The organism is Verrucomicrobiia bacterium (genome assembly GCA_019634635.1).
GTDB lineage: Bacteria > Verrucomicrobiota > Verrucomicrobiia > Limisphaerales > UBA9464 > UBA9464.
Map to the genome: position 1 here is coordinate 136049 of JAHCBB010000011.1, position 22836 is coordinate 158884.

The window sequence follows — 22836 nt, forward strand, 5'->3', positions numbered from 1 at the left end:
ATTGGCGCCATGAAACGAGCCCTCCGGTGCCGTTTGGACCGCCTGTTCCTCCTGCTGGCCGTGATGGGCCTCGCCGGCGGATGCGGCACGCCTCCCGCAGATCCGGGATGGATGCCCGCCGGCGTCGCACGAGTGGACATTTCGCCCCGCCATCCCGTCCGGCTCATGGGGTACGCCTCGCGCGCCGGGCTCCCGCCGCCGGATGCCGTGCTGCTGCCGATCCATGCCCGGGCCCTCGCGCTGGGGGCGGATCCAAATGCCGCCGTGCTCCTGACCGTGGACAACTGCATTCTTCCCTCGGCCGTGACCGAGACGGTGCGGATGCGCCTGTCACAGCGCCTTCAACTCCCGCCGGACCGGGTGGCCATCACGGTCACCCACACCCACAGCGCCCCCTGCCTCACGGGCGCGGCGCCCAACATCTTTGCCGCCGACATCGCGGCCGACGACCAGGAGGCCGTGGATGCCTACACCGGGTTCTTCACCGACCGGCTGGAGGAGGCGGCGGTGACCGCCCTGCAGAACCGTCAGCCGGCAAGGCTGGCCTGGGGACAGGGAACGGTCGGGTTCGCGAAGAACCGGCGCACGGCAGGCGGCCCCGTGGATCATGATCTGCCGCTGCTCCGGGTCAGTTCCCCCGAGGGCCGGCTGCGTGCGGTGCTGGTGAATTACGCGTGCCACTGCACGACGCTCGGGGGCGATCTGAACGCGACGCACGGGGACTGGGCCGGTGTCGCCGCCGCGGCGCTGGAACGGGCGCATCCCGACGCCATCGCCCTCGTGGCCATCGGCTGCGGCGCCGATGCGAATCCGGACCCGCGCGGCAGCCTGGAACTTGTGCAACAGCATGGCGAGGCGCTGGCCTCGGAGGCCGCCCGGCTGTTGGACCTGCCCCTCACCCCGATCACCGCAGCCCCCATCTGCCGGCTGCGCACCCTGGCGCTGCCCTTCCAGCCGCATTTCACCCGGACCGATTGGGAGCAAAGGGCCGCGGAGTCCGGCATCGTGGGCTATCATGCACGCAAGTGGCTTGCGCGTTTGGACCGTGGCGAGCCGCTGCCGGAATCTCTCCCCTATCCCGTCCAGACGTGGGCCTTCGGCGATCAGCTCGCGATGGTGTTCCTTGGCGGCGAGGTGGTCGTGGACTATGCGCTGCGACTCAAGCAGGAGCTCGACGCCTCCCGGATCTGGATCAACGCCTACGCGAACGATGTGCCCTGTTACATCCCCTCCCGGCGCATCCTTGCCGAGGGCGGCTATGAGGCGGAGTCGTCGTTGTGGTATTACGACCGGCCACAACGGCTGTCCGCGGAAATCGAGGACCTGATCGTCTCGACGGTGCTCGACCTGCTGCCGGCGACCTTCCGTGCCGACCCCCGGCAGGCCCGCCTGCCTCCTCCCCTTCCACTGCCGGCAACGCTCAGCGCATTCCGCACGCGTCCCGGACTCCGGGTGGAACTGGTCGCAGCGGAGCCCTTGGTGGACGCACCCGTCGCCGTGGATTTTGGGGCGGACGGCCGGGTGTGGGTCTGCGAGATGCGGGATTATCCCTCCGGACTCGACGGCGAGGGTCGGCCCGGCGGCCGGATCTCCGTGCTGCACGACAGCGACGGCGACGGGCGGCCTGACACGGCGGAGCGGATTGCCGAAGGGTTGCCGTTTCCCACGGGACTCATGACCTGGCGGGACGGCGTCCTGGTCTGTGCCGCTCCGGATGTTTGGTGGATCGCTCCCGCAACATCCGGTGCGCAGCCCGGTCCCGACGCCGGCACGGTGCAACCCAGGCCGGGCTGGACGGCGACGCGGCTGCTCACCGGGTTTGCCACCCACAACTTACAGGCTCGGGTCAACGGGTTGCGCTGGGGCCTCGACGGCTGGGTGTACGGCTCCGGATCCCTGTTCGGCGGCACGATCACCAACCTTCGGTCCGGCGCCGTGGTGGACTGCCGGAACCGCGATTTCCGTTTCGATCCGGACACCGGGCATCTGGAGGCCCTGGCGGGCGTGAGCCAGCAGGGTCGGATCCGTGACGACTTCGACGAATGGTTTGGCAATGACAACGGGGCCCTGCTCTGGCACTTCCCACTGCCTGACCGGTATTCACGCCGCAACCCACACGCCGGCCCTCCGGGCACACGACGGGTGCTGCCCGGGGAGGCGGACATCGGACGCGTGTATCCCGCCAGCCGGACCCTGGAGCGCTTCAATGATCCGCATACCGCCAACCACCTGACCAGCGCCTGCGGACCGGAGATCTACCGGGATTCGCTGCTGGGTGACGCCTTCACGGGCAACGGATTCGTCTGCGAGCCGGTGCACAACCTGGTACGACGGGCCCTCCTGGAAACGGACGGAGTCAGTTTTCGCACCCGGCGCGCACCAGGCGAGGGCGCCTCGGAATTTCTCTCAACCACCGACCACTGGTTCCGCCCGGTGGAGGTCCGCACCGGACCCGACGGCGCGCTCTGGGTGGTGGACATGCACCGGTTCGTGGTCGAGCACCCGCGATGGATTCCGGAGGACCGTCTGGCCGAACTGGACGTCCGGGCCGGAGCCGGCACCGGCCGCCTGTGGCGGGTGGTGCCGCAGAACGCTCCGCCGCGGCCGGTGAGAAATTTGGCATCCTTGGACCCCACGGCCCTCGCCGAAGTCCTCGCATCCCCCAACGGGGTTGAGCGTGATCTGGCCCACCGGCTGCTGATCTTGTCGCAAGCGTCCAGCGACCCTTCGGTCCGGGATGCCGTCCGGCGGATCGCCGGACCGGATTTTCCGGCGCCGATCCGCGCCCAGGCCCTCGCAGTGTTGTCGCGTTGGGAGGCCCTTCCGGAGGATTGGCTGGCCGACGCGTTGACGTCCGGAGATCCCCGATTGCGCCGTTTTGCCATCCGGCTGGCGGAGGTCGGTGCGGACCCTGCTGCCGTCCCCGAGCCCCTCCTCCTCAGTGTGGAGGACCCGGATCCCGGGGTGCGCTTTCAGCTCGCGCTCACCTTGGGGGAATTCCACGACCCGGCTGCCGGCACAGCCCTGGCGCAGCTGGCCGCCCGCGATGCGGCCGATCCCTGGGCTCGTGCCGCAATTCTCAGTTCGGTGCTGGCGTCCCCGGAATCCTTCGCAATGACGCTCGCCGCCATGGCGACCTCCGACGCCTTGGCCGCCCTGCGGCGTCCGGCGCTCGACTCGCTCATCGCGGCGGAACGGACCCAGGCGGTCACGCGTTGGCTGGTGGCGGCATTCCCCCCGGAACGCGACCTCTCCATTGAAGCCACCTCCGAAGCCCTGCACCTGCTGGCCGCTCTGGCATCGCGCCCGCTGATGGTCCAGGACCTCGCCGCAAATCCGGACGTTGCAGCCGCCATGGCAACGCTGGAAGCGCGCTTTGGCGATTCCGCGGCGGCATTCATTCCCGACGCAGGCCAGCCCGAAAGCGTTCGCCTGGCCGCCGCCACGCTCCTCGGCGAATCGGCCCGCGTTCGCGAGGACCGGCGCGAAGAACTGCTCGGGATGCTCGAGCTCGAGTTGCCGTCCGCCATCCGCGGCGCCGTGCTGAGCGCGTTGCGGCGTCAGGAGACACCGGCCGTGGCGATCCGAATTTTGGAGCGCTGGCCCGACCGCTCCCCGGGGCGCCGTGCAGAGCTGATCGGAGTGCTCCTGGCGCGCGAGGCCTGGGCCGACGTCCTGTTGTCCGCCGTGGAGGACGGACGTGTCCAGGGGGGCGAGCTTTCCCCCGCGCAGCGTGAGCGGCTGCGGCAATCCCCGGAGGTCGCGCGGGCCACCCGGGCAAGCCGACTGCTGCCTCCGGCCGATTCCGACCGCTCCCAGGTGCTCGATCGCTTCGCTCCGGCGGCCCACCGGGCCGGCGATCCACACGCGGGAGCCGCGCTGTTCGAGCACTTGTGCGCTTCATGCCACCTCCTGCGGGGTGTCGGACACGAGGTCGGTCCGGATGTTGCCGCCTTCCGGTCCAAATCAGGAACGGACTTCCTCGTGGCCATCCTGGATCCGAACGCCGCCATCGAACCGCGCTACGCCGCCTGGACCGTGGAGACCCAGGATGGACGGTCCTTCACCGGAGTGGTCCGGGACGAAACCTCGACCCATCTCACCGTGGTGCAACCCGGAGGGACCCGTGAGGTGATCGCCCGCGCCGACATGGCCCGGCTGTTCCCATCAGACCGCTCGCTCATGCCGGAAGGCCTGGAGGACGGGCTCGAACCCGGGCAACTTGCCGACCTGATTGCGTGGATCCGGCAGGCGCCCCGAAATTTTGGCGAAACCACGGCGGGCCAGCTGGCGGCCGCACGGGAGCGATTCCGCGAACTGGCGGGATCCCCCGCAACCCTCGAGTCGGATACCGCACCCCTCACCTACCCGAGCTGGCTCGGATCGCTGCCGATGCACTACTGCCGGGCCACCGATGGCAACTCCCGTGTCCGCTGGCAGGTTCCCGCCGGCCCCGGCCCCTGGCGGCTGCCCGCAGCCACCGGATTCGCCTCCCAGCCACCGGGACGATTCACCCTCCTCGTGAACGAGCGGCCTGCGCTGGAGTTTGATGTCAGCCTGGAGGATGCCCGCTGGACCAGCGCGGACAGCGGGGTGGTGGTCACCTACCGCGTCGAGGAGTCCAGCGCCGAGGACAGCAATGGCCTCCTTGAAATCCATGCGGCACCCGGGTGGGCGACGGCGGACGCCCCGATCACCTTCGAGGTCCGGGGTTCACCCTCAGGCAGTCAGCGATGGTTTGGTGTCTACGATGCACGGGACATTGCCGCCAAGACAGGGGGGCGTTGATGTTCATTCCGACTTGATGTTGATCGAGTTTGGCGACGCGTTCGACTTCTCCGCCGCCGACTTCCAGGGCTGGTGCCGGGAGGTGGGCTTCCGGGACTTCAAGACGATCGCGCTGAATGACAGCCACAGCGCCGCGGTCGCGTACAAGTAGGACCGCACCGTCGCCGGGTCTTCGGGCGGCCGCGACGCGGCCAACCCCGGCACGCCCCATCAGCCGCGATTGGCCCGCCAGATCAGGAACATCCCGATGCCCTGGAACGCAACGTTGGGGATCCAGAACAGCAGGTGCGGATGATACGCCGACCGGGTTTCAAAGGCGTGCCCGAGAATCACGAAGCTGTAATAGACCGCAAGCAACGCCAGGGCGATGGCCACGCCGATGTTCGTCTCCCGGCGATGAACGCGGATGCCCAGGGGGATGCCCACCATGGGGAACGCCAGGCAGGCAAAGGCGAAGGCCAGTTGCTTGTGGAGGTGGACCAGCACCGGACCGGCAGGCACGCCCTCCTCGCGGCGCTGCGCCAGCTCCTCGCGAAGCTGGGGATACGTCATGAGGCTCATCTTGGGTTTCAGGCGGCCACCCGGACGGAATCCGCGAATGGGCTCCAGGTGCTCCGACAAAAAACCCGACTGCCAGCCCTCGCTGGTGAGGCGGAGCCCCTGCAGGTCCCGCAACCGCAGCGCCTCGGGAAACCCGTTGGTGCCAATCACCAGTTCCGCCGACGGCGCCCATACGTCCAGATCCCGCATGCGCAGGGTGACACCGTCCCGGACGACATTGGTCGTGCCATAGATCAGCACGTCCCTGAGCTGGTTCCCGCGCACCTCCTTCGCGTAGAGCGTGAGATGTCCGAGGGTGACGTAGCGCCCTTCGCCGATGAATGCCGTGGGATTCTGCCGCGCCAGGGTGTCCCGGAGGTCGTTGAAGGCGACCCGGCACCGGGGCGCCACGACCATGTTGAGCGTCGCGCTCACGCCGGTCATCACCAGCGCCAGCAGCAACACCGGTGTGATCGCCGCCACCAGGCTGATGCCCCCCGCCCGGATGGCGGTCAGTTCCTGGTCCACACTCAACCGGCTGAAGACCAGCAACGACGCGGTGAGCATGCCGATGGGCAGCGCAAAGGAGAACGCGAAGGGCAGCAGCAGTGCGATCGCCCGCAACGCGGCACCCGGAGTCAGGGCACCGACGGCGATGAGGTCGAACACGTCCTTGAGCACGTTCCCCAGCAGCAGGACGAGCGTGAACGTCGCCACCGTCAGCAGGCAGGTGGCCAGCGTCTGTCGGAGCAGATAGCGGTGGAGGGTCGGCATCGGACGCTTGCAGCGCGGCCCATCATGCCGGGGCCGCCGGCGAGGGAAACCGCCGGGCTAGCCAAACTTGGGGAAGTAACGGGACAGTTGCGATGCGGCCGAAGGCGACGGCGGTTCCACGAATCCCAGGGTGGGCCGCCCCGTCTCCTCGCCGACGACCATTGGCGCTCCGCCAGCGGACTCCGGATACTCAAAAATCCGCCCCTCGTAGTTGCGCAACACGACGCGGTCATGGTTGTGGCTGAGCACGTACTCGGGTTGCACCGGCACCTTTCCCCCGCCGCCGGGGGCATCAATCACGTATTGAGGCACGGCATAGCCCGTGGTGTGCCCGCGCAGGGCCTCCATGATCGCCAGACCCTCGCGCACGCTGGTCCGCAGGTGGGCGGAGCCCGAGATCAGGTCGCACTGGTACAGGTAGTAGGGGCGGACCCGGCACAGGAGGAGCTTCTGAACGAGCGCCAGCATCACCTCCGGCCGGTCATTCACGTGCCGCAGCAGCACCGACTGGTTTCCGAGAGGGATGCCAGCATCGGCCAGCCGGCCAAGCGCCTCCCGGACCTCCAACGTCAACTCCCGCGGGTGATTGGTGTGGATGCTCAGGAACAACGGATGGTGCCGGCGCAACCGCCCGCACAGGGCCGGGGTGATCCGTTGCGGCATGAAGATCGGAATACGGCTGCCGATGCGCAGAAACTCCACATGGGGGATGGCCCGAAGCCGGCCCAGCAGATGGTCCAGCTTGTCGTCGCTCAGGAGCAGTGGGTCGCCCCCGCTCAACAGCACGTCCCGGATCTCCGGATGCGCCGCGATGTAGGCCAGCTGCCGCTCGAAGTCGGGGTGGAAGTCATAACCGCTGGCGTTGCTCACCAGCCGCGAGCGGGTGCAGTAGCGGCAGTAGGCTGCACAGCGGTCGGTGACCAGCATCAGCACCCGGTCGGGGTAGCGGTGCACCAGGCCGGGGACGGGTGAATGGGAGTCCTCTCCGACCGGATCGCTGGACTCCCAGGGCGCCGTGTGCGTCTCCTCGATCCTCGGGATCACCTGCCTGCGGACCGGACAGTCCGGGTCCCAAGGATCCACGAGATTGAAGAAGTACGGCGTGATCGCCAGGGCGAGCTTGGACTGCCCTGCCAGCAGGATGCCCGCACGTTCCTCCGGGGTCAGGGTGGGCAGCAGCGGTTCGAGTTGTTGCAACGAGGTGATCCGGTGCCTCAACTGCCAGTGCCAGTCATTCCAGTCCGAGTCCGGAACCCCCGCCCAGGAGCCTCTGCCGGAGTCCCGGAAGATTTTCAGATGCTGCAGATTCGAGTCCTCGACAGCCGCCCCGGACGCTGGCACCTCAACCTTGGTCTTCAATCGCCGCGAAGTTATGAGGGGGCGGGTTGGCGTCAAGCGGAGCCATCACCCGGGACGCGGCGCGGGGACGCCGCCGCCTCTCCCGTCGGGTTCCATTCCATCGCCGCGCCGCGCGTTTGCGGCATTTCCCGCTGGTTCCCGCCGTGAATCCGGCGCAGCGTTCACGTCATGGGAGTCAACTTGGGACGTCTGGTCATGGTGTATGGCGCGTTTCTCATCCTGGCCGGTGTCGCGGGGTATCTCTCGAACCCGGAGAAGGCGAGGACGGCGCTGATGTCCGGCGGCACGTTCGGCGCGCTGTCACTGTTCTGGGGCTGGCAGGTCCACCGGGGCCACCGGTGGGCGGTGTGGACGGCGTTGTTCACGACCGGCTTTCTCGCCCTGATCTTCGGGTGGCGTGCCGCCGCCGGATGGCAGCAGTACGCCGCCGGCAACCCGGACAAACTCGTCGCCGCGGTCCTGATCTCGCTGATGCTGGCGGCTTCCGTGCTGCTGCTGCCGCGAATCGTCATCGGCCTGCGGCGCCACCCGGCCGACGGGCAACGCCCGCGTCCATGAGGTCGCGTTGAAAGGCGGCGCCGAACCGCTTCAGGGCCCTGCCACAGCAGCATTCCCGGGTCTCGGAATCTCGAGGACCACCGACGCCGAGGGGCTGGTGCCCATGGCGCGTCGCTCATTTCTGCGGAAGTCACAGGATCCCCAGCCATCCCGCCCCCAGAACCCACAGCGTTCCGCCCGGGTGCAAATTGAGCGCGTGTCCATTCACAATGTCAGCTACGTTGATTGCGGTCCCATTGTTTCCAGTGAACCGATCCCTCCGCCAATCAAGGTCGGTAGAGCCGAAAAAAGCACATTGCCTGGTCCGCTGGCATCTTGAGGATGAAGCGGTCGCCCATTGTCACCGGCGTGCCAGAATCTAAGGTCCAAGCGCCCGCATCACGCACCGCAGACGCAGCGGCTCTCGCGAGGCCGGAATGTTGATCACTCCGGGAAACCGACGGAGAGACGGCCCGCATTTCCTCCCGTCGCGGCAACCATGTCCCTGTCTCGGCTCGTGGGTCGCCTCCGCACACACAGCGGCGCACTGCACAAGGCAATTGTGCGCTCATCGGAGCAAACGGGATGCTGGTGGTAGCCGCGCGCCACGATGGTGCTCCGAAATCCGCCGGCTCGGTCGGGTCGGAATCCATTGACGCCAACAGCGTCAGACACGATGAGAACGATCCCTTTGCGCCAGCGAGTTCGCGCGCCACCGAAGGTCAAACGCCGGACTCGTTCCGGCGAGGTTCCAGTGCTTGGCCCCTCCCCTGGGGGTGAGCGTGCCGACCATTGCGCAGTGGCTCGGTGTGCTCGAAACCCCTGCGCAACTCCGTGTCGTGCCGCCGTTTTACGAGAACTTCGGCAAGCGCCTGATCAAGTCCCCCAAGGTAGGTCTCGCCGACTCCGGTCTCGCGTGTCGTTTGCCGGGCATTGAGACGGCGGCGGAACCCGAAAGGTCCCCGCTCGCTTGATGGGCGTTGGGGTGGCCGCGGTGTGGGCCATTGCCCGGAACGCCGGATCCTTGGGGGCGACACGGCGGCGGACGCGGAGGGGCCGTCAGTGTTCCCGGACGTCGTAGCAATGGAGGTATTGCTGGTCGCGGAGATACAGGCGGCCGTTGACCACTACGGGATGGGGCCAGATGGCGCCCTGGGGATGCCGGAGCTCGCTCTGGGGCGAGAGCCGGAAGCGGCCCCGTTCGTTCCAGCCCCGCGGACTCGCCTCCACCAGCGCCACGTCCCCGCTGCGTTCATCGAGGCAGTACAGCATGCCATCCGCGTAGTGGACCGCTCCCTTGCCGAGGTTCTTGCTCGACCACACTTCCTCACCGGTCTTGAAGTCCTGACACACCCATCCAGGCCCGTCGCTGTAGCCGTAGAGGTGGTCCCCGACGCGCAACACGCCGCCGTGGTGGTTTTTCATGACCTTGTTCTGATACACGGTCTCCACCGAATGGTCGGCGCCAAGGCGCACCGCCTTGCAGCCGACGCCATAGCCGGCGGTCACGTACACCATCCCGTTCCATTGGATGGGCGTCGGGATCACCGCCACCGTGCCGGGAAAGTCCGAGGTCCACAGCACCTCCCCGGACCGCGGATCCACGCCGAAAAACCTTTTCATGACCAATTGCACAACCTGGGGTCGCCCGCCGTGCTCCATGACGATCGGCGAGGCGTACTGCGCGCTGTCCGTGAGTCCGGTCGTGCGCCAGCGAACGGCGCCAGTCCGCTTGTCGAGCCCGGCCATGGTGCCCTTCGGTCCGCCCGGGGTGCAGACCAGCAGGTCCCCCACCACCAGCGGGGACTCCGTGTAGCCCCAGTCCTGCAACACGCCACCCAGATCCTCCACCAGCGATTGCTGCCAGCGGACGGCGCCGTCGGCGACCGAGGCGCAGACGAGCAATCCCCGACCGCCCACGGCGTACACCCGGTCGCCATCCACAGTCGGTGTCATCCGCGGACCGTCGCCCCAGCCGTTGCTGTACTTTGGGCCGATCGGTGTGGACCACAGTTCCGTGCCGTTGCGGGTGTCCACGGCGATCAAATACTCCTCATCGCCGCGCAGGCCGACGGTGAAGAGGCGGTCTCCGGCCACGGAATAGCCGCCATAGCCGAGGCCGGCATTCTCGAAAAGCCATAACTGTCGCGGCCCACCTTCGGGCCATCGTTTCAACAGGCCGGTGTCCGGAGAGTGGTCTTCGCGGCCGGGTCCGCGCCATTGCAGCCAGTCAGCCGCACGCACGTCAAAGATCAGCGTGGGGTCGAGCAACGCCGGTGCGAGCAGCAGGCCGGCGAGGATGCGTCGGGAGATGCGGGAACAGCGGATCATCATCACGCGGTAACGATCCCGGATCCGCGGGTCCCGTCGAGTTTGTTTCCGCATGAGGACCCGGCTCAACCGGGAGGGCCAGGGGGACGGGACGCCTGGTTCCAAGCACGACGCAAGGCCCGGGTCTCCTCCAGAAGTTCCGCAGCGGCGGCAAGGGCGGCGGTGCCGGCTGCAGGCGTTGCCGGTCCGATCGTCGCGCGACGCCCCTCCTCGGGGTCCCCGAGACCGCTTTCCCGAAACTGACGCAGCCGCGCGGCAATCAGGTCCCGGATCTCGCCACCGTTGTCCACGGAACGGAAGTACCCCAGGTGGGCCGACTCCCCGACCGCATCCGGCTTCGGCATCCCGCCACCGCCGCCCGCGGACTGCACGCGCACATCCGAAAGGCCCAGCAGGCGTTGCAGCGGATTCTGGCTTACGGTGATCTGCTGCAGGTTCGCAAAGCTCATGGTCACTTCCCGAACGGTCCACACCCCGCTGCGCAGCCGGAGGCTGCGATCGGTGACCACGTACCAGCGTTGCTCGTATTCCAGCCGGCGCAGGGCGTAGGTGACGGGGAACTGGAGCACGAAGGTGGCGAGGGCGACCCGCTCGAAAAAGGTCCACCATCCAATGAGGCCCTCGGGTGTCCCGCGAGACAGTCGGGCAATCAGATCGCGAGGCCTTTCCACGCGGCGCGATGCCCGCCCACGGGCCTTGGGCGGCCCGATGAACTCCGGGTCGGCCTCCGGGCCGACCGCCGGCACGTCCCCTTCCCTGACGGGAGTCTCCCGGAGAATCCGCCACTCCCCGAGCACCGTCAGCCAGAAGGCCAGTCCGACCACCGCTATCACCTGTTGAAACGCCCACACGGTGAGGCTGAGCCGAAGGGCGTTGCGTCCCGACCGGAAGACCCGTTCCGAACCCGGGGCGCCGAGGGGCGGTTCAGGGGGCGGAGGCACCCGAAGGCAGCGCATCGTGAACTGCCGCCAGCCGTCAGCCATGGGCATCCTTTCCCGGAGTGCGTCCGCCGGATTCCAGATCCTCCCGCAGTCCCCGAAGCTCGGCCGCCACCTCGCGCAGGGCTTCAGCCAGGGGATCGGGAGCCCTGCCACCAGCGGCTTCAAGGCCCGGGGTCCCCTCCCCCCGCTGGGTGGCAGGTTCGCGGACCCCCCGCATCCGGGCATACAGGAAATCGCGGACCTCCTCGTAGCACGTGAGTCCCTCCAGCGTCATTTCCGCCGCCGCACTGCCGCTGGCGGTCTGCACGAGCACCCGGGCCAGTCCCAGCCAGCGCTCCACCACGTTCGACTGGAGATGAATGTCCTGGATGCGGGCGTACTGGAGCAGGATCTGGCGCCGGAACAGGATCCCCCAGCTCATGGAGACGCCCTCCTCGGTGAACCGGTATCGCAACGTGCGATAGCGGAACCAATGGACCAGCAACAGGACCGGTGCGAGCGGCGGGAACACGAGGCTGCACAGGATGTAATAGGTCCACAGCTTGGGATCCGGGCGCTCAATCGCCAGAATGGCCGATTCGTCGAAGCCGCGGTTCATGGCCGGATGGAGCCGGAGGGGACGGTTCGGACGCAAGCTCGCTGACGTCCGGGACACCGGGCCCGGCGAATTCCAGAGGCGGCAGCCGGGCCGCGAACCGTGGAGATCACCGGTGGCTCCGCTCCGGATGGACCAGCCCTCGGTGTGCCGTCTGAGCAAGCGGGATCCGGCGCTCGTGGAGACTCCACCTGCGGACGGCTCGGCGGAGCCTCACCGGGCAAGGTGCCACACTCCACCGGACAGGACCCGCATCCGGCCGCGGCACTCACCGCTACCACCACCGGTGGGTCGAGAGTCCTCGCGAGCCGTACGCGGGCGGAGTCTCCACGGGCCGGGCCACGAGTTACCCGTACGGCTCGGCGGGAGCCTCGTACCACCAGCACAGCCGCCGGATTCGCACTTCATCCCACCAACCCGTTCCGGCACCCTCCGCTCGCTGCCATGCGTCCTGCCTGCCTGCTCCTCCTCGCCTCAATGGTCCTCGCGCGGCCCGCATCCCACGCCGCCACCCTGCCCGCGGAGGGCCTCTTCGCCCGCACCAATCTCGTGGCGTGGTGCATCGTGCCGTTTGACTCGAAACGGCGCGGTCCCGAGGAACGCGCCGCCATGCTGGAGGCCCTCGGCGTGCGCCGCCTCGCGTACGACTGGCGGACGGAACATATCCCGACCTTCGACGCCGAGGTCGAGGCGCTCCACCGCCACGGCATCGAGCTCACCGCCTGGTGGTTTCCCGCAGCGCTCAACGACGAGGCCCGCGCGATCCTCGCCTGCCTGGAGCGGCACCAGCTGCGTCCGCAGCTCTGGGTCACCCTCGGGACCGAGCCCGAGCCGGATCCGGACCGTCTGGCCGTCAAAATGGAGGAGGCCTTCGCGACGCTGTCCGGCATCTGCGAGGCCGCGGCGCGCGTGGGCAGCACCGTGGGCCTTTACAACCACCTCGGCTGGTTCGGCGAGCCCGTGCAACAGATGGCGCTCATGGACCGACTCCGCGTGGCTGGACACACCAACGTCGGCGCGGTGTATAACTTTCACCACGCCCACGACCAGATGGACCGGCTGGATCAAACCCTGGCGCTGCTGCGGCCGCATCTGCTGGCCGTGAACCTCAACGGCATGGTGCGCGGCGGAGACCGGACCGGACGCAAGATCGTGCCACTGGGTCAGGGGGATGAGGAACTGAGAATGCTGCGGCAACTGGTGGCCAGCGGCTGGCGCGGGCCGGTGGGTATCCTCGGCCACACGGACGAGGACGCCGAAGTCAAGCTGCGCAAGGAACTCGACGGCCTCGCGAGGCTGACGGCGCAGCTCGGTCCGGAGGGCTCCGGCGTGACCTCCCGCCGGCGGCCTGCCGGCGAACCGGCGGTCTCGGGTCAGGACCCGGGAGCCCAGGCAGAAAAGGACTGGGTGGACAACCGGTGGCAGGAATCGGACATCGGCCCGTTCCTCGCCTCCAACTTGAAGCTGCCCGCCGGCGCCATGATCGCGAAGGCGCTGACGATCCGGGTCGGCGCCGACGGCCTGGCCGCGGTGGCGTATGACACGGCCACGGCCAGCCCCCGGGCCGCGTGGACCGGTGGGTTTCTCCAGTTGGATCCCACCCGCTTCGGATTGATCGGGACACCGCGACCGGCTTCGGAGCCCCGGCTGGTGTTCCCCGCGACCCCGGCCTGGGGAGATCAGCCTGTGACCATGCGCGGCTGGAATGTCCACGGCCAGCGCACGGTGCTCGACTATCAGGCCGGCGATCTCCGGGTTCTGGAAATGCCCTGGGCCGACTCGACACCCGCCGGGGTGGTCTTCCTCCGCGATTTCTCGCTGGGCCCTCGCACCCGCGCCACAACGCTCGGGGTGCTGCCCGAACCGTTGCCGGACGTGCCGGAGGTCGCGGTGGATGTGCGTTACGAGCCCGGTGCGGGCGAAGTTCCCGGAACCCTGCGCCTGACCCGCAGGACCGGCGGGCGAGTCCAATCCACCACCGTGATCGCTCCGGAGGGAGCCGTCCGCGCCACGGAGGACGGGACGGCTGTTGTCATTCAGCCCGGCAACACGGACAAGCTGCTGGGGGTGGCGTATTGGACGGGACCCGAGGAGGCGCTGGACGCGTACCTCGAATGGGAACGCAAGCACTTCGAGCTGTATGAGGTGACGCCGTTCACACGGCCGGGTCCGGGCCGGTGGCCCGCACTGGAGACCTCGGGACAGCGCGGACCGGATCGCGAATTCCTTGCGGTGGATACCCTCACGCTGCCGTATGACAATCCGTGGGGGGCGCTGCTGTTTGGCTCGGGCGTGGACGAGTCGCCGGACGGCGCCGTCTATTTCAGCACGATGCATGGGGACGTCTGGCGCGTGACCGGCGTGGACGACACCCTGCGGCGGCTCACATGGAAGCGCTTCGCCACAGGGCTGTTTCAGCCCCTCGGATTAAAGGTCCGGGATGGCGGAGTGTTTGTTCTGGGGCGCGACCGGATCACGCGCTTGGTGGACCACGATGGCGACGGCGAGGCCGATTTCTACAAGAGCTTTCATGACGGCATCACCACCTCCACCGGTGGGCATGACTACGTGACCTGCCTGGAGATGGACCGGGAGGGGAATTTCTATTATGTGGATCCGGTCGGCGTGCACCGGGTGTCGGCCAACGGCCGCTCGCAGGAGACCCTGGCCACCGGCTTTCGGAATCCGAACGGCATGGGGGCGAGTCCGGACGGACGGGTGGTGACGGTCGCCCCTCAGCAGGGGGAATGGACCCCGTCGTCATTGATCGCCGAGGTGCGCCGGGGCGGCTACTACGGCTATGGCGGCCCGCGGCCGGGTCCGGACCGCCCGGCAGGCTACGATGCGCCGCTGTGCTGGATTCCGCATGCGGTGGACAATTCGAGCGGATCCCAGGTCTGGGTGCCCGAGGGACATTGGGGGGCCCTGGGCGGCCACATGCTGCATCTGCTCTGGGGCCGGTGTGGGATGATGCTGGTGCTGCGCGACGCGGGGGGAGACCCGGGAGCGCCGGCGCGCCAGGGGGCGGTGGTGCCCCTGCCGGTGAAGTTCCTCAGCGGACCCAACCGCGGCTCATTCGACGCGCGCGACGGTTCGCTGTTGGTGGCCGGGAGCACCGGATGGCAGACCAGCGCTCTGAAGGATGGCGCGCTCCAACGCGTGCGGTACACCGGCAAACCGATGGCGCTGCCGGTCGGCTTCCGGGTCCTGCCAGACGCCCTGCAGGTGACGTTCTCGCAACCACTGGACCCTGAGGCGGCCGGGGATCCGGACAGCTACGGCCTGCGCCAGTGGAACTACCGGTACGCCCGGGACTACGGGTCGAAGGAGTGGTCGGTGGCGCGGCCGGATCAGGAAGGGCGCGACGAAATGGCCATCACATCGGCCATCCTTCAACCGGACGGCCGCACGGTGATCCTTGGGGTGCCGGGGCTGGGTCCGGTCATGCAATGGGAACTGCGCTACAATCTGGAGGCTCAGGAGGGCCCACCGATGCGGGGTTCCCTGTGGGGCACGGTGAACCCCTGAGGCTCGTGCGTGCCGGGCGTGGACTCCCGCCGCTCCGTCCCGGGAGTCGCGCGTGTCACGCCGCCAGCGCGGCACGTGTGCGCTGCACCAGCTCGTTGTCGGATTCGCGGGTTCCCCGCAGATTGAACACGCTTGCGGCGAGGTACCGGTCGCGCCAGGGCTGCGCCATCACGCGGTAATCTTCCAGGACAGCCGAGCTGAACTTATAGTCGTGCGAGTCGCGACCCTTCAGGAAGATCAGCCGGCGCGCGGCGTCGCCGAACGGCTTGGGGTCGGGATGGTCGGCGAGGTGCGTCAGGAGCTTCCGGGCCGCCAGGAGGCGGTCTGAATTCAGGTCCGCAAAGATCTCCTCCACCGCCGCCGCCCCGGACGCCTGCAGCGGCGCCGGCTCGAGCGCGTCCACCCGGATCCCCTGATCCCGGGGCTGACCGCGAAAGAGCGGCAGGAACGCCGCATTTTGCAGCAACAACAGCCTCCGGGTCTCCTCATCGTGGGCCTGATGCCATGCGTAATGCACCGCGTTGGTAAATGTCATGGCGTGCAGCGATTGGATCCCGGGCGCACGCATCAACAACTCGCCCGCACCGTTGAAGCAGGCGTCGAACACCGACTGCGGGGCCACCCCGCGATTGAGCAGCTCGATGGCCTTCGCGCTGGTGTCCGCGGCCGAGCCCTCGCGCAGGATCTGCAGCATCTCGGAGGTGGCATCGGCACTGGGCCGGCCGTCGAGCCAGCCGTCGCGGATCGCCCGGACCGCTTCGCGGTTGCGTCGGAACGGCCGATCCGCCGGAAGGTCCGCCGTGGACGGGTTCGCCGGGGCACCCACGCGATCCAGCATCGCGTAGGCGAGCGAGCGCAGCACCGGCTCTGCATGCTGCCAGCCGATGACTTCGAGGGCGCGAAAACTGTTCGCCAGATAGATCTGTTTGTGCCCCAGCTCGCGAAAATCGCGCACGCCGCACCGGCACAGAATCTCGAAGATCTCGTTCGCGCCCGCTGTCCGGGCGAGGCCCACGATGGCGGCATCCGCCGCCGGTTCATCCCAGCGGTCCATCGCCTCCATGAAGGCCTGTCGTGCCCGATGGCTCGGGGGCACGGCGGATTCCTCGACCGGCCCCAGGGTCCAGTCGCCTTCGCGCACATCGGCGGCCTGAGAACTCTTGAACTGGTCCAGCGCCCAGAAGATCGGAAGCCAGCGATCGGAATCCGGCGAGGACAGGCTGGCGAGGTGCGCGGAATTCACGACCAGCACGGCGTGAAACTTGAAGCCCACCGGACGCGGCTGGATGTTGCGCACGCCCGCCAGGAGCAGGGCGGTGAGCACTTCGCGGTAGGTCGTGCCCCCCTGCACCCGGGCGCCCACCTCCTCGAGCAACCGTTCGCGCGGCGTTTCCTCCAGCAGGCGCACGAGCGGCTCAACTTCCGGGAGAAAACGGACGCGCCCCGGCTCGATCACGGCTTCGGCCGCGGACACCGGCGGAAGCGCCGACAAGAAGTCCAATCCGCCCAAACCCGCCGACGCGGCAGCGCCCGTCGTCAGCTTGAAAAATCTCCGACGCTTCATGCCATTGTTCTGCGCCTCGCGTCCCACAAAGTCACGCAAACATTGACCACGCCGGTTGCCTCTGGTGGGTGACCTGATGAATTGAGGCTCCAACGTGCACCAGGGACCTGTCCCTCTGACCCCATTCGCGGTAGAGGGTACTCACAAAGGGGTGAGATCAAGGGACTTATTTCAATACTGATATTGCCCAGCACGTCGTTTGCCATTGCGGCAGGAATGCATGGATGCTGCATCAGCTCACTTTCCCCGAATCCCCGAGCAGCGAATGCAAGGCGGCGAGATTCTCCGCGGGGTCAAAGAGGGCGCGGATCGGAATCTTGAAACCATCCACGACCCGGCAACCAATCCATCCGCTGCCGGATTTCAGCTCCAGCACATAGGCACCGTCACGCAGAAGAAACTGCTCCAGCGCCTCGGCGTCGGGATCCACCAGCCAGTAATTGGTGACCCCGTGCGCCTCGTAGTCCCGGAATTTCACGCCGCGGTCGCGCTGGGCGGTCGAATCGGACAGGATTTCGCAGGCAAAGTCCGGCACCGGCAGCCGAAGCTGCTTGGGCTGGAGCGTCACGGACTTTTCGGGGCCAAAGAAAATCACGTCGGGCATGAAGTCATTGCGCGGGAAGACACAGAGCCCCTTCTCGGCGAGGACGGTGCCGAGCCTTCTAAAATTGACGTAGTTCCACAGCAGGGATTCCAAGTTTCTCCGCACCGCCATGTGACGCACCATGTCGGGCGAGTGCCTGATCACTTGGCCGTTGATGAACTTCCACTTCGCGCCGTCGGGAATCTGCTCGTAGAACTGCCGGCGGCGCTCGCGTTCGGCGGCGAGGCGGGTGTCGAACTCCGGCAGCGTGGGCAATTCCATGACCTGTTCCAGCAGCCCCGTCACTGCCGAAGGCTAACGGGCGACAGGGGGGCGGCAAGCCGGATGAATTTCCGGATTCGAAATGAAGAAGCAGGCCGCCCGGCCGAACGATCCTGGATGCGGACGATGTCGCGATTCTGCGGGGCAGCCTCGGGCGACTGGAGGCCCTGGGCGCGTCATCACCCCAAACGATCGGGATTCCAGGGCGCTCGGAATGCTCGCCAGCGCCTGAAAACGGCGCCGCGAAAGCAGACCGGCTTCAGCGCATCTGCGCCAGCTTCAGCGCGATCTGGGTGGCGAGCTGGGAAGCCAGCGCGATATCGGGGCCGCCCATGCTGCCGCGAACCTGAACCCCCACCTGGCTGATGCCCGCCTCGGGCTCCGTAACCCGGACCCAAACCGATTTGTTGTCCACCCGGGCATCCAAGGTGTTATCAATCGTGTTTTCGCCGGTCAGTGTGCCGTTGAATGCCAGCACCTCGCGCGCCGCCGCGAAGGCTTCCGATACCGGGCGCTCGTAGCGGTTGGAAATGGTGTCGTTGGCGAAGGGCTGGCCCATGTGTCTGCGACCGGTCTCGGTGGAGTAGCACCCGCCAGTGATGGCGAGAACAACGGCAAGGAAGGAAAGGGCCAACAAATTCCTCTTCACAAGCGCCATGCAAACACAGCAGCCCGGACCGTCAAGCTTCAGACATCCTGAATTATGCGGGCGAAATGGATGGGAAAGAGGGACAGGACAATGGTCTTGGTGCGAGGCGCTGCCCGCGTTCCCTGTCGTCGGTCCACGAGCGCGAGAGGATTCAGATGGGGTCGCGGGTGGAACGCGACCCTACCAATAGCGAGGGGGCGCCTTCCCGTCGGCAACCGCACGGGGTTTGCGCATCCCGGGAGTTCCCGGCAGGATGGCTGCCGCATGGCGCTGCTGGACATTACTGGACTCGAGAAGTCCTTCCAGGGTCCTGACGGCTCCCGTCACCCGGTGATCCGGATCCCGAGATTCACGCTGGAGCCCCGGGCGCAGGTGGCCCTGAGCGGCACCAGCGGAACAGGCAAGACCACGTTCCTCCACCTGATCGCCGGCATTCTCACCCCCGACGCCGGCTCCATCGAGCTCGATGGCCGGCCAATGTCCACCCTGTCGGAGGCGGCCCGGGACCGGCTGCGGGCCACCCACATCGGGTACATCTTCCAAACCTTCAACCTGCTCCAGGGCTTCACGGTGCTGGAAAACGTCCTGCTCGGCATGAGCTTTGGTCCGGGAGCGGACCGCGCCCGGGCTGCCGCGCTGCTCGACCGCGTCGGATTGTCCGGACGCCTGCATCACTTCCCACGCCAGCTTTCGACCGGACAACAGCAGCGCGTCGCCGTGGCCCGTGCGCTCGCGCACCGGCCCCGGCTGGTTCTCGCCGACGAGCCGACCGGCAATCTCGACGCCGCCAACGCCCGGGAGGCCCTCGCGCTGATCCGTGGGGGCTGTGCCGAGAACGAGGCGGCGCTCCTGCTGGTGAGCCACGATCCTGCGGTGCTCGACGGGTTCGAAGGCCGGATCGCCCTGGCGGAACTCAACCGGGCCGCAAACCCCTCCGGAGGACCTCAATGACCCTCTGGCTGATCGTTCGTCGCAGCCTGCGGCAGCATCTGCTGTCCTCAATCGTCACCGCCGTGCTGATCGCCCTGGCCGGTGGGCTGCTGATGTCGGTGTGGTCGGTGCGGCGGCAATCGCACGCCACATTCACCGGTCAGAGCGGCGGTTGGGATGCCGTCCTAGGCGCACGCGGCGCGAAGCTGCAGCTGGTGCTCAACGCGATCTTCCATCTCGAGGCCTCCCCGGGAAACGTCCCCTACGACGATTACCTGGAGATCGCCGCCAACCGCGCCGTGGCGGCCGCAGTGCCCCTGGCGGTCGGCGACAACTACCATGGGTTCCGCCTGGTGGGCACCCTCACCAACCTGTTCGCGACCGAATACCGGCCGGGTGCCACGTTCCGGGTGGCACCCGGCGGGCGGATGTTCGAGGACGGCTATCGCGAGGCGGTGCTCGGCAGCTTTGCGGCGCAGCAACTCCGACTGAAGCCGGGCGACCTCTTCAAGCCGTATCACGGGCTGAACTTCGACCCGCAGGCGCAGCATCCCGACGAATACACCGTGGTGGGCGTGCTGGAACCGTCCAACACGCCGGCGGACCGCGTGCTTTGGATCCCCCTGGCAGGCCTGCAAAACATGAGCGGGCATGATCCGGAGTCTGCGACTGATGTGAGCGCCGTGCTAGTGAAGCTGCGATCGCCGGTTGCCGGACAACAACTGGACATGCTCTACAACCGCCAGGGCAACCGCCTGACGTTTGCGTGGCCGATTGCCCGTCAGATGGCGGAGCTTTTTGACAAGTTTGGCTGGTTCGATGCGGTGCTGGCGCTGGTCGCGTGGCTGGTGGCCCTGGTGGCCACGGGGGCCGTGCTGGCCAGCATGTACAACTCCATGAGCGCCCGACGTCGCGACCTGGCCATCCTCCGGGCCCTGGGCGCCCGGCGTCGGACCGTCTTCGCCGCGATCGTGCTCGAGGCGGCCACCATTGCCGCGGCCGGGGTCCTCCTTGGGTACGCAGTGTACCTCGCCATCCTCACGGGCGCCGCCTCCGTGATCCGCGCGCAAACCGGCGTCGTGCTGGATCCCCTCGCACCCGACCCGGTGCTCCTGTGGGCGCCGGTCGCGCTGATCGCCCTGGGCGCGCTGGCCGGAATCGTGCCCGCGATCAAGGCGTATCGCACCGACGTCGCCGCCAGCCTGGCACCGGAGTCGTGAACCCGGCCTCGAAGTTCCCGCGGGGCCGCGGGCGGCGATTTACACGGAACGCCGACCTGCTACACCTTCTGTCCGGATGAAACGTCGTTCCCTGCTGGGGGCCCTTGTGGCCGCCGTCCTTTGCCTCGGCCCCTGGGGTTGTGGCGAACCTCATTCCGATCACTCCGGGGGCAGCCATCCCGCCGGCGGTCATGCCCACGAGCCCAAGTACGGCGGGATCCTCGTGGAACTGGGCAACCACGAGGGCAACGTGGAGGTGGTGCTCGATCCGACGGCCGGGCGGCTGACGCTCTACGTGCTGGATGCCCATGCGGAGAACTTTGTGAGGCTGCCCGTATCGTCCATTGCAGTCGTCGCCGATGCCCCGGGCGGCCCCCGCACCCTGAACCTCCAGCCCGTCGCCAACACCGCGACTGGCGAAAAAGCCGGCGACACGTCGCAGTTCGAGGTCGTGGAGGAGTGGTTGAAAACATCCCCGACGCTGACGGGCCGGATCCAGGAACTGCCGGTCCGGTCCAAAACCTACCGCGACGTCGCCTTCCAGATCACCCGGTGACCCCCATGAACCGCCACCACCTGCCTGCAATCGCCCTCGGGCTGCTGACGTTTGCCGCCGTCCCGGCGCAGACGCCTCCGCGCGGGGAGCCCATCAAACCCCTTGCACCCAAGGGCGAGCCCATCAAGCCGCTCGCCCCTGCAACAAAGCCCTCCGCGGATGCTCCGGCGGCACCGACGGTGCCCGCGACCCCCGCAGCGACTTCGGAAGGTGTGACGTCCGTGGGATTCGAGACGCTGAGTGCCTTCAAATACGACGTTCCGGACGACACGCCCAACCCGGACACGACGGCGGATCCCGACGCGCAGATTCCCGAGACGGTCAAGGCCTTCCATGGAAAGCGGATCTCCCTGAAGGGGTTCATGCTGCCCCTCAAGGTGGAGCAGGGCCTGGTCACCGAGCTGCTCATCATGCGCGACCAGTCCATGTGCTGTTACGGAACGGTGCCGAAGATCAATGAATGGGTGTCGGTCCGCATGACCAGCAAGGGCGTGAAGCCGGTCATGGACCAGGCCATCACCCTCCAGGGCACCCTGAAGGTCGGTGCCATCCGGGAGAACGGCTACCTCGTCGGGATCTATCAGATGGACGGTGAGAAGATGGACGGCCCCGTCGGCTATCCGTGACCGGCGCCCTCTTTGAGGTGTCCGGCCGTTTTCACGGGGATTTGAACGCCAACGCCCCGGGACGTTTCGATCAATGGACGTGTCTGAAGCCAGCAGTGCCCCCGGTGCCGGCTCCATCCGGTTCAACCGGCGGAAGTTCCTCGCCCATGCGCTATGGGTGGCCCCGGCGGCGGCCGTGGCCGACGCCACCGTGCTCGAACCTTCGTGGTTGTCCGTCCGGACCGTGCATCGTCCGGGTGGGACCGGACGCCACCGCTTCGTCCATTTCAGCGACGTCCATTTCAAGGGGGATCCCGGTCCCTTGGAGACGGTGGTGCGGCGGATCAACGATTTGAGTCCCGATTTCGCGTGTTTCACCGGGGACCTGGTGGAACGTGCGAAGGATCTGCCGGCCGCGGTCGAACGGCTGAGGGCATTGCAGGTGCCCTTGTACGCCGTCCCGGGCAACCACGATCTGGCCTGCAAGGCGAACCTGAATCTTCTGGACGACGTCTGCCGGGCCACCGGTGGTGCCTGGCTGGCCAATCGCCAGGTTCCGGTGGGCGGGGGCGAGCTTGAAGTGATCGGCATTTCCCAGGTTCCCTGCAAGTTCGCGCCGCGTCCCGGAGCCTTCAATCTTCTGCTGGTGCACTACCCGGCGTCGAGCCGGCGGCTGGAGGGTCGCCGTTGCGATCTCATCCTTGCGGGGCACACCCATGGCGGTCAGGTGCGTCTGCCATTTTTCGGCCCGCTGATCACGCCAACCAACACGGACGGTTACGACCTCGGCCTGTTTGAGTCCCCCGGGGGCCCCCTGTACGTCAATCCCGGCATCGGCACGCTGGCCCAGTACGAGTTCCGCTTCAACTGCCGCCCGGAACTGACCGTCTTCACGGTGTGATTTGGTGTGCGACTGCCAATTCTCGACCGTCCCCTTCCCACCAGCCACAACGAGATTCCCGCCGGGAGCGACCCCCCAACCTCCGGGAGACATGCCGCGAACGATCCCACCGGTCGTTCGGCGCTCCGTGTCTGCCGAGGTCCAAAAGCTGTG

17 protein-coding genes and 1 pseudogene are annotated in these 22836 nt (G+C 67.6%); 10 read left to right on the top strand and 8 right to left on the bottom strand.

Annotated elements, in window-relative coordinates:
• Positions 1 to 9 precede the first annotated feature (9 nt).
• Together KF791_10040 and KF791_10045 are read left to right on the top strand one after the other, a co-directional pair.
• Positions 10 to 4788, top strand: coding sequence for a neutral/alkaline non-lysosomal ceramidase N-terminal domain-containing protein (locus KF791_10040; GenBank protein ID MBX3732921.1), 4779 nt, complete (start codon positions 10 to 12; stop codon positions 4786 to 4788).
• Positions 4789 to 4801: 13 nt separating this feature from the next.
• Positions 4802 to 4939, top strand: a pseudogene (locus tag KF791_10045) (methyltransferase).
• A 59-nt stretch (positions 4940 to 4998) separates the two neighbouring features.
• Here KF791_10045 and KF791_10050 read toward each other — a convergent pair.
• Together KF791_10050 and KF791_10055 are read right to left on the bottom strand one after the other, a co-directional pair.
• Entirely contained in the window at positions 4999 to 6102 is a 1104-nt protein-coding gene (locus KF791_10050) for an LptF/LptG family permease (GenBank protein ID MBX3732922.1), read from the bottom strand.
• Between the two features lie 57 nt (positions 6103 to 6159).
• Complete coding sequence (locus tag KF791_10055; protein MBX3732923.1) at positions 6160 to 7407, bottom strand: KamA family radical SAM protein; 1248 nt, start codon at positions 7405 to 7407, stop codon at positions 6160 to 6162.
• Positions 7408 to 7629: 222 nt separating this feature from the next.
• On the opposite strand from KF791_10055, the gene KF791_10060 reads away from it, so the two are divergent.
• Together KF791_10060 and KF791_10065 are read left to right on the top strand one after the other, a co-directional pair.
• On the top strand, positions 7630 to 8019 hold the full coding sequence (locus tag KF791_10060; protein MBX3732924.1) for a TMEM14 family protein: 390 nt from the start codon (positions 7630 to 7632) through the stop codon (positions 8017 to 8019).
• Positions 8020 to 8756: 737 nt separating this feature from the next.
• Positions 8757 to 8972, top strand: a complete 216-nt coding sequence (locus tag KF791_10065) for a DUF4143 domain-containing protein (protein ID MBX3732925.1) — start codon at positions 8757 to 8759, stop codon at positions 8970 to 8972.
• Between the two features lie 85 nt (positions 8973 to 9057).
• On the opposite strand, the gene KF791_10070 is transcribed toward KF791_10065, so the two are convergent.
• The 3 genes from KF791_10070 to KF791_10080 all read right to left on the bottom strand — a co-directional run bounded on the left by KF791_10070 (position 9058) and on the right by KF791_10080 (position 11868).
• On the bottom strand, positions 9058 to 10329 hold the full coding sequence (locus KF791_10070) for a PQQ-like beta-propeller repeat protein (protein MBX3732926.1): 1272 nt from the start codon (positions 10327 to 10329) through the stop codon (positions 9058 to 9060).
• Positions 10330 to 10394: 65 nt separating this feature from the next.
• Complete coding sequence (locus tag KF791_10075; protein MBX3732927.1) at positions 10395 to 11312, bottom strand: PH domain-containing protein; 918 nt, start codon at positions 11310 to 11312, stop codon at positions 10395 to 10397.
• Positions 11305 to 11868 (bottom strand): PH domain-containing protein, encoded by a 564-nt coding sequence (locus tag KF791_10080; protein MBX3732928.1) that lies wholly within the window; start codon positions 11866 to 11868, stop codon positions 11305 to 11307. The genes KF791_10075 and KF791_10080 overlap by 8 nt, the downstream gene beginning before the upstream one ends.
• A 441-nt stretch (positions 11869 to 12309) precedes the next feature.
• On the opposite strand from KF791_10080, the gene KF791_10085 reads away from it, so the two are divergent.
• Complete coding sequence (locus KF791_10085; protein MBX3732929.1) at positions 12310 to 15393, top strand: hypothetical protein; 3084 nt, start codon at positions 12310 to 12312, stop codon at positions 15391 to 15393.
• 55 nt (positions 15394 to 15448) lie between these two features.
• Here KF791_10085 and KF791_10090 read toward each other — a convergent pair whose 3' ends face one another.
• The 3 genes from KF791_10090 to KF791_10100 all read right to left on the bottom strand — a co-directional run bounded on the left by KF791_10090 (position 15449) and on the right by KF791_10100 (position 18480).
• Positions 15449 to 16957 carry a hypothetical protein gene (locus KF791_10090; GenBank protein MBX3732930.1) on the bottom strand — a complete coding sequence of 503 codons (1509 nt, stop codon included), beginning with the start codon at positions 16955 to 16957 and terminating at the stop codon, positions 15449 to 15451.
• A 232-nt stretch (positions 16958 to 17189) separates the two neighbouring features.
• Complete coding sequence (locus KF791_10095) at positions 17190 to 17846, bottom strand: Uma2 family endonuclease (GenBank protein MBX3732931.1); 657 nt, start codon at positions 17844 to 17846, stop codon at positions 17190 to 17192.
• A gap of 235 nt (positions 17847 to 18081) precedes the next feature.
• Positions 18082 to 18480 (bottom strand): hypothetical protein, encoded by a 399-nt coding sequence (locus KF791_10100; protein ID MBX3732932.1) that lies wholly within the window; start codon positions 18478 to 18480, stop codon positions 18082 to 18084.
• A 255-nt stretch (positions 18481 to 18735) separates the two neighbouring features.
• Between KF791_10100 and KF791_10105 the strand changes: the two genes are divergently transcribed.
• The 5 genes from KF791_10105 (at position 18736) to KF791_10125 (ending at position 22683) form a co-directional block, all read left to right on the top strand.
• On the top strand, positions 18736 to 19422 hold the full coding sequence (locus KF791_10105) for an ABC transporter ATP-binding protein (protein ID MBX3732933.1): 687 nt from the start codon (positions 18736 to 18738) through the stop codon (positions 19420 to 19422).
• Positions 19419 to 20621, top strand: a complete 1203-nt coding sequence (locus KF791_10110; GenBank protein ID MBX3732934.1) for an ABC transporter permease — start codon at positions 19419 to 19421, stop codon at positions 20619 to 20621. The genes KF791_10105 and KF791_10110 overlap by 4 nt, the downstream gene beginning before the upstream one ends.
• Positions 20622 to 20697: 76 nt before the next feature.
• On the top strand, positions 20698 to 21177 hold the full coding sequence (locus KF791_10115; GenBank protein ID MBX3732935.1) for a hypothetical protein: 480 nt from the start codon (positions 20698 to 20700) through the stop codon (positions 21175 to 21177).
• A gap of 5 nt (positions 21178 to 21182) precedes the next feature.
• On the top strand, positions 21183 to 21803 hold the full coding sequence (locus tag KF791_10120; GenBank protein ID MBX3732936.1) for a DUF3299 domain-containing protein: 621 nt from the start codon (positions 21183 to 21185) through the stop codon (positions 21801 to 21803).
• 79 nt (positions 21804 to 21882) lie between these two features.
• The gene (locus tag KF791_10125) at positions 21883 to 22683 is read left to right on the top strand and encodes a metallophosphoesterase (GenBank protein ID MBX3732937.1); all 801 of its coding nucleotides are present in this window, start codon (positions 21883 to 21885) and stop codon (positions 22681 to 22683) included.
• Positions 22684 to 22836: the final 153 nt, after the last annotated feature.

Bases quoted from the DNA above. Each gene is read 5' to 3' on its own strand.
- KF791_10040 (MBX3732921.1), top strand. From the start codon at position 10: ATGAAACGAGCCCTCCGGTGCCGTTTGGACCGCCTGTTCCTCCTGCTG.
- KF791_10050 (MBX3732922.1), bottom strand. From the start codon at position 6,102: ATGCCGACCCTCCACCGCTATCTGCTCCGACAGACGCTGGCCACCTGC.
- KF791_10060 (MBX3732924.1), top strand. From the start codon at position 7,630: ATGGGAGTCAACTTGGGACGTCTGGTCATGGTGTATGGCGCGTTTCTC.
- KF791_10070 (MBX3732926.1), bottom strand. From the start codon at position 10,329: ATGATCCGCTGTTCCCGCATCTCCCGACGCATCCTCGCCGGCCTGCTG.
- KF791_10075 (MBX3732927.1), bottom strand. From the start codon at position 11,312: ATGGCTGACGGCTGGCGGCAGTTCACGATGCGCTGCCTTCGGGTGCCT.
- KF791_10080 (MBX3732928.1), bottom strand. From the start codon at position 11,868: ATGAACCGCGGCTTCGACGAATCGGCCATTCTGGCGATTGAGCGCCCG.
- KF791_10085 (MBX3732929.1), top strand. From the start codon at position 12,310: ATGCGTCCTGCCTGCCTGCTCCTCCTCGCCTCAATGGTCCTCGCGCGG.
- KF791_10090 (MBX3732930.1), bottom strand. From the start codon at position 16,957: ATGAAGCGTCGGAGATTTTTCAAGCTGACGACGGGCGCTGCCGCGTCG.
- KF791_10100 (MBX3732932.1), bottom strand. From the start codon at position 18,480: ATGGCGCTTGTGAAGAGGAATTTGTTGGCCCTTTCCTTCCTTGCCGTT.
- KF791_10105 (MBX3732933.1), top strand. From the start codon at position 18,736: ATGGCGCTGCTGGACATTACTGGACTCGAGAAGTCCTTCCAGGGTCCT.
- KF791_10110 (MBX3732934.1), top strand. From the start codon at position 19,419: ATGACCCTCTGGCTGATCGTTCGTCGCAGCCTGCGGCAGCATCTGCTG.
- KF791_10115 (MBX3732935.1), top strand. From the start codon at position 20,698: ATGAAACGTCGTTCCCTGCTGGGGGCCCTTGTGGCCGCCGTCCTTTGC.
- KF791_10120 (MBX3732936.1), top strand. From the start codon at position 21,183: ATGAACCGCCACCACCTGCCTGCAATCGCCCTCGGGCTGCTGACGTTT.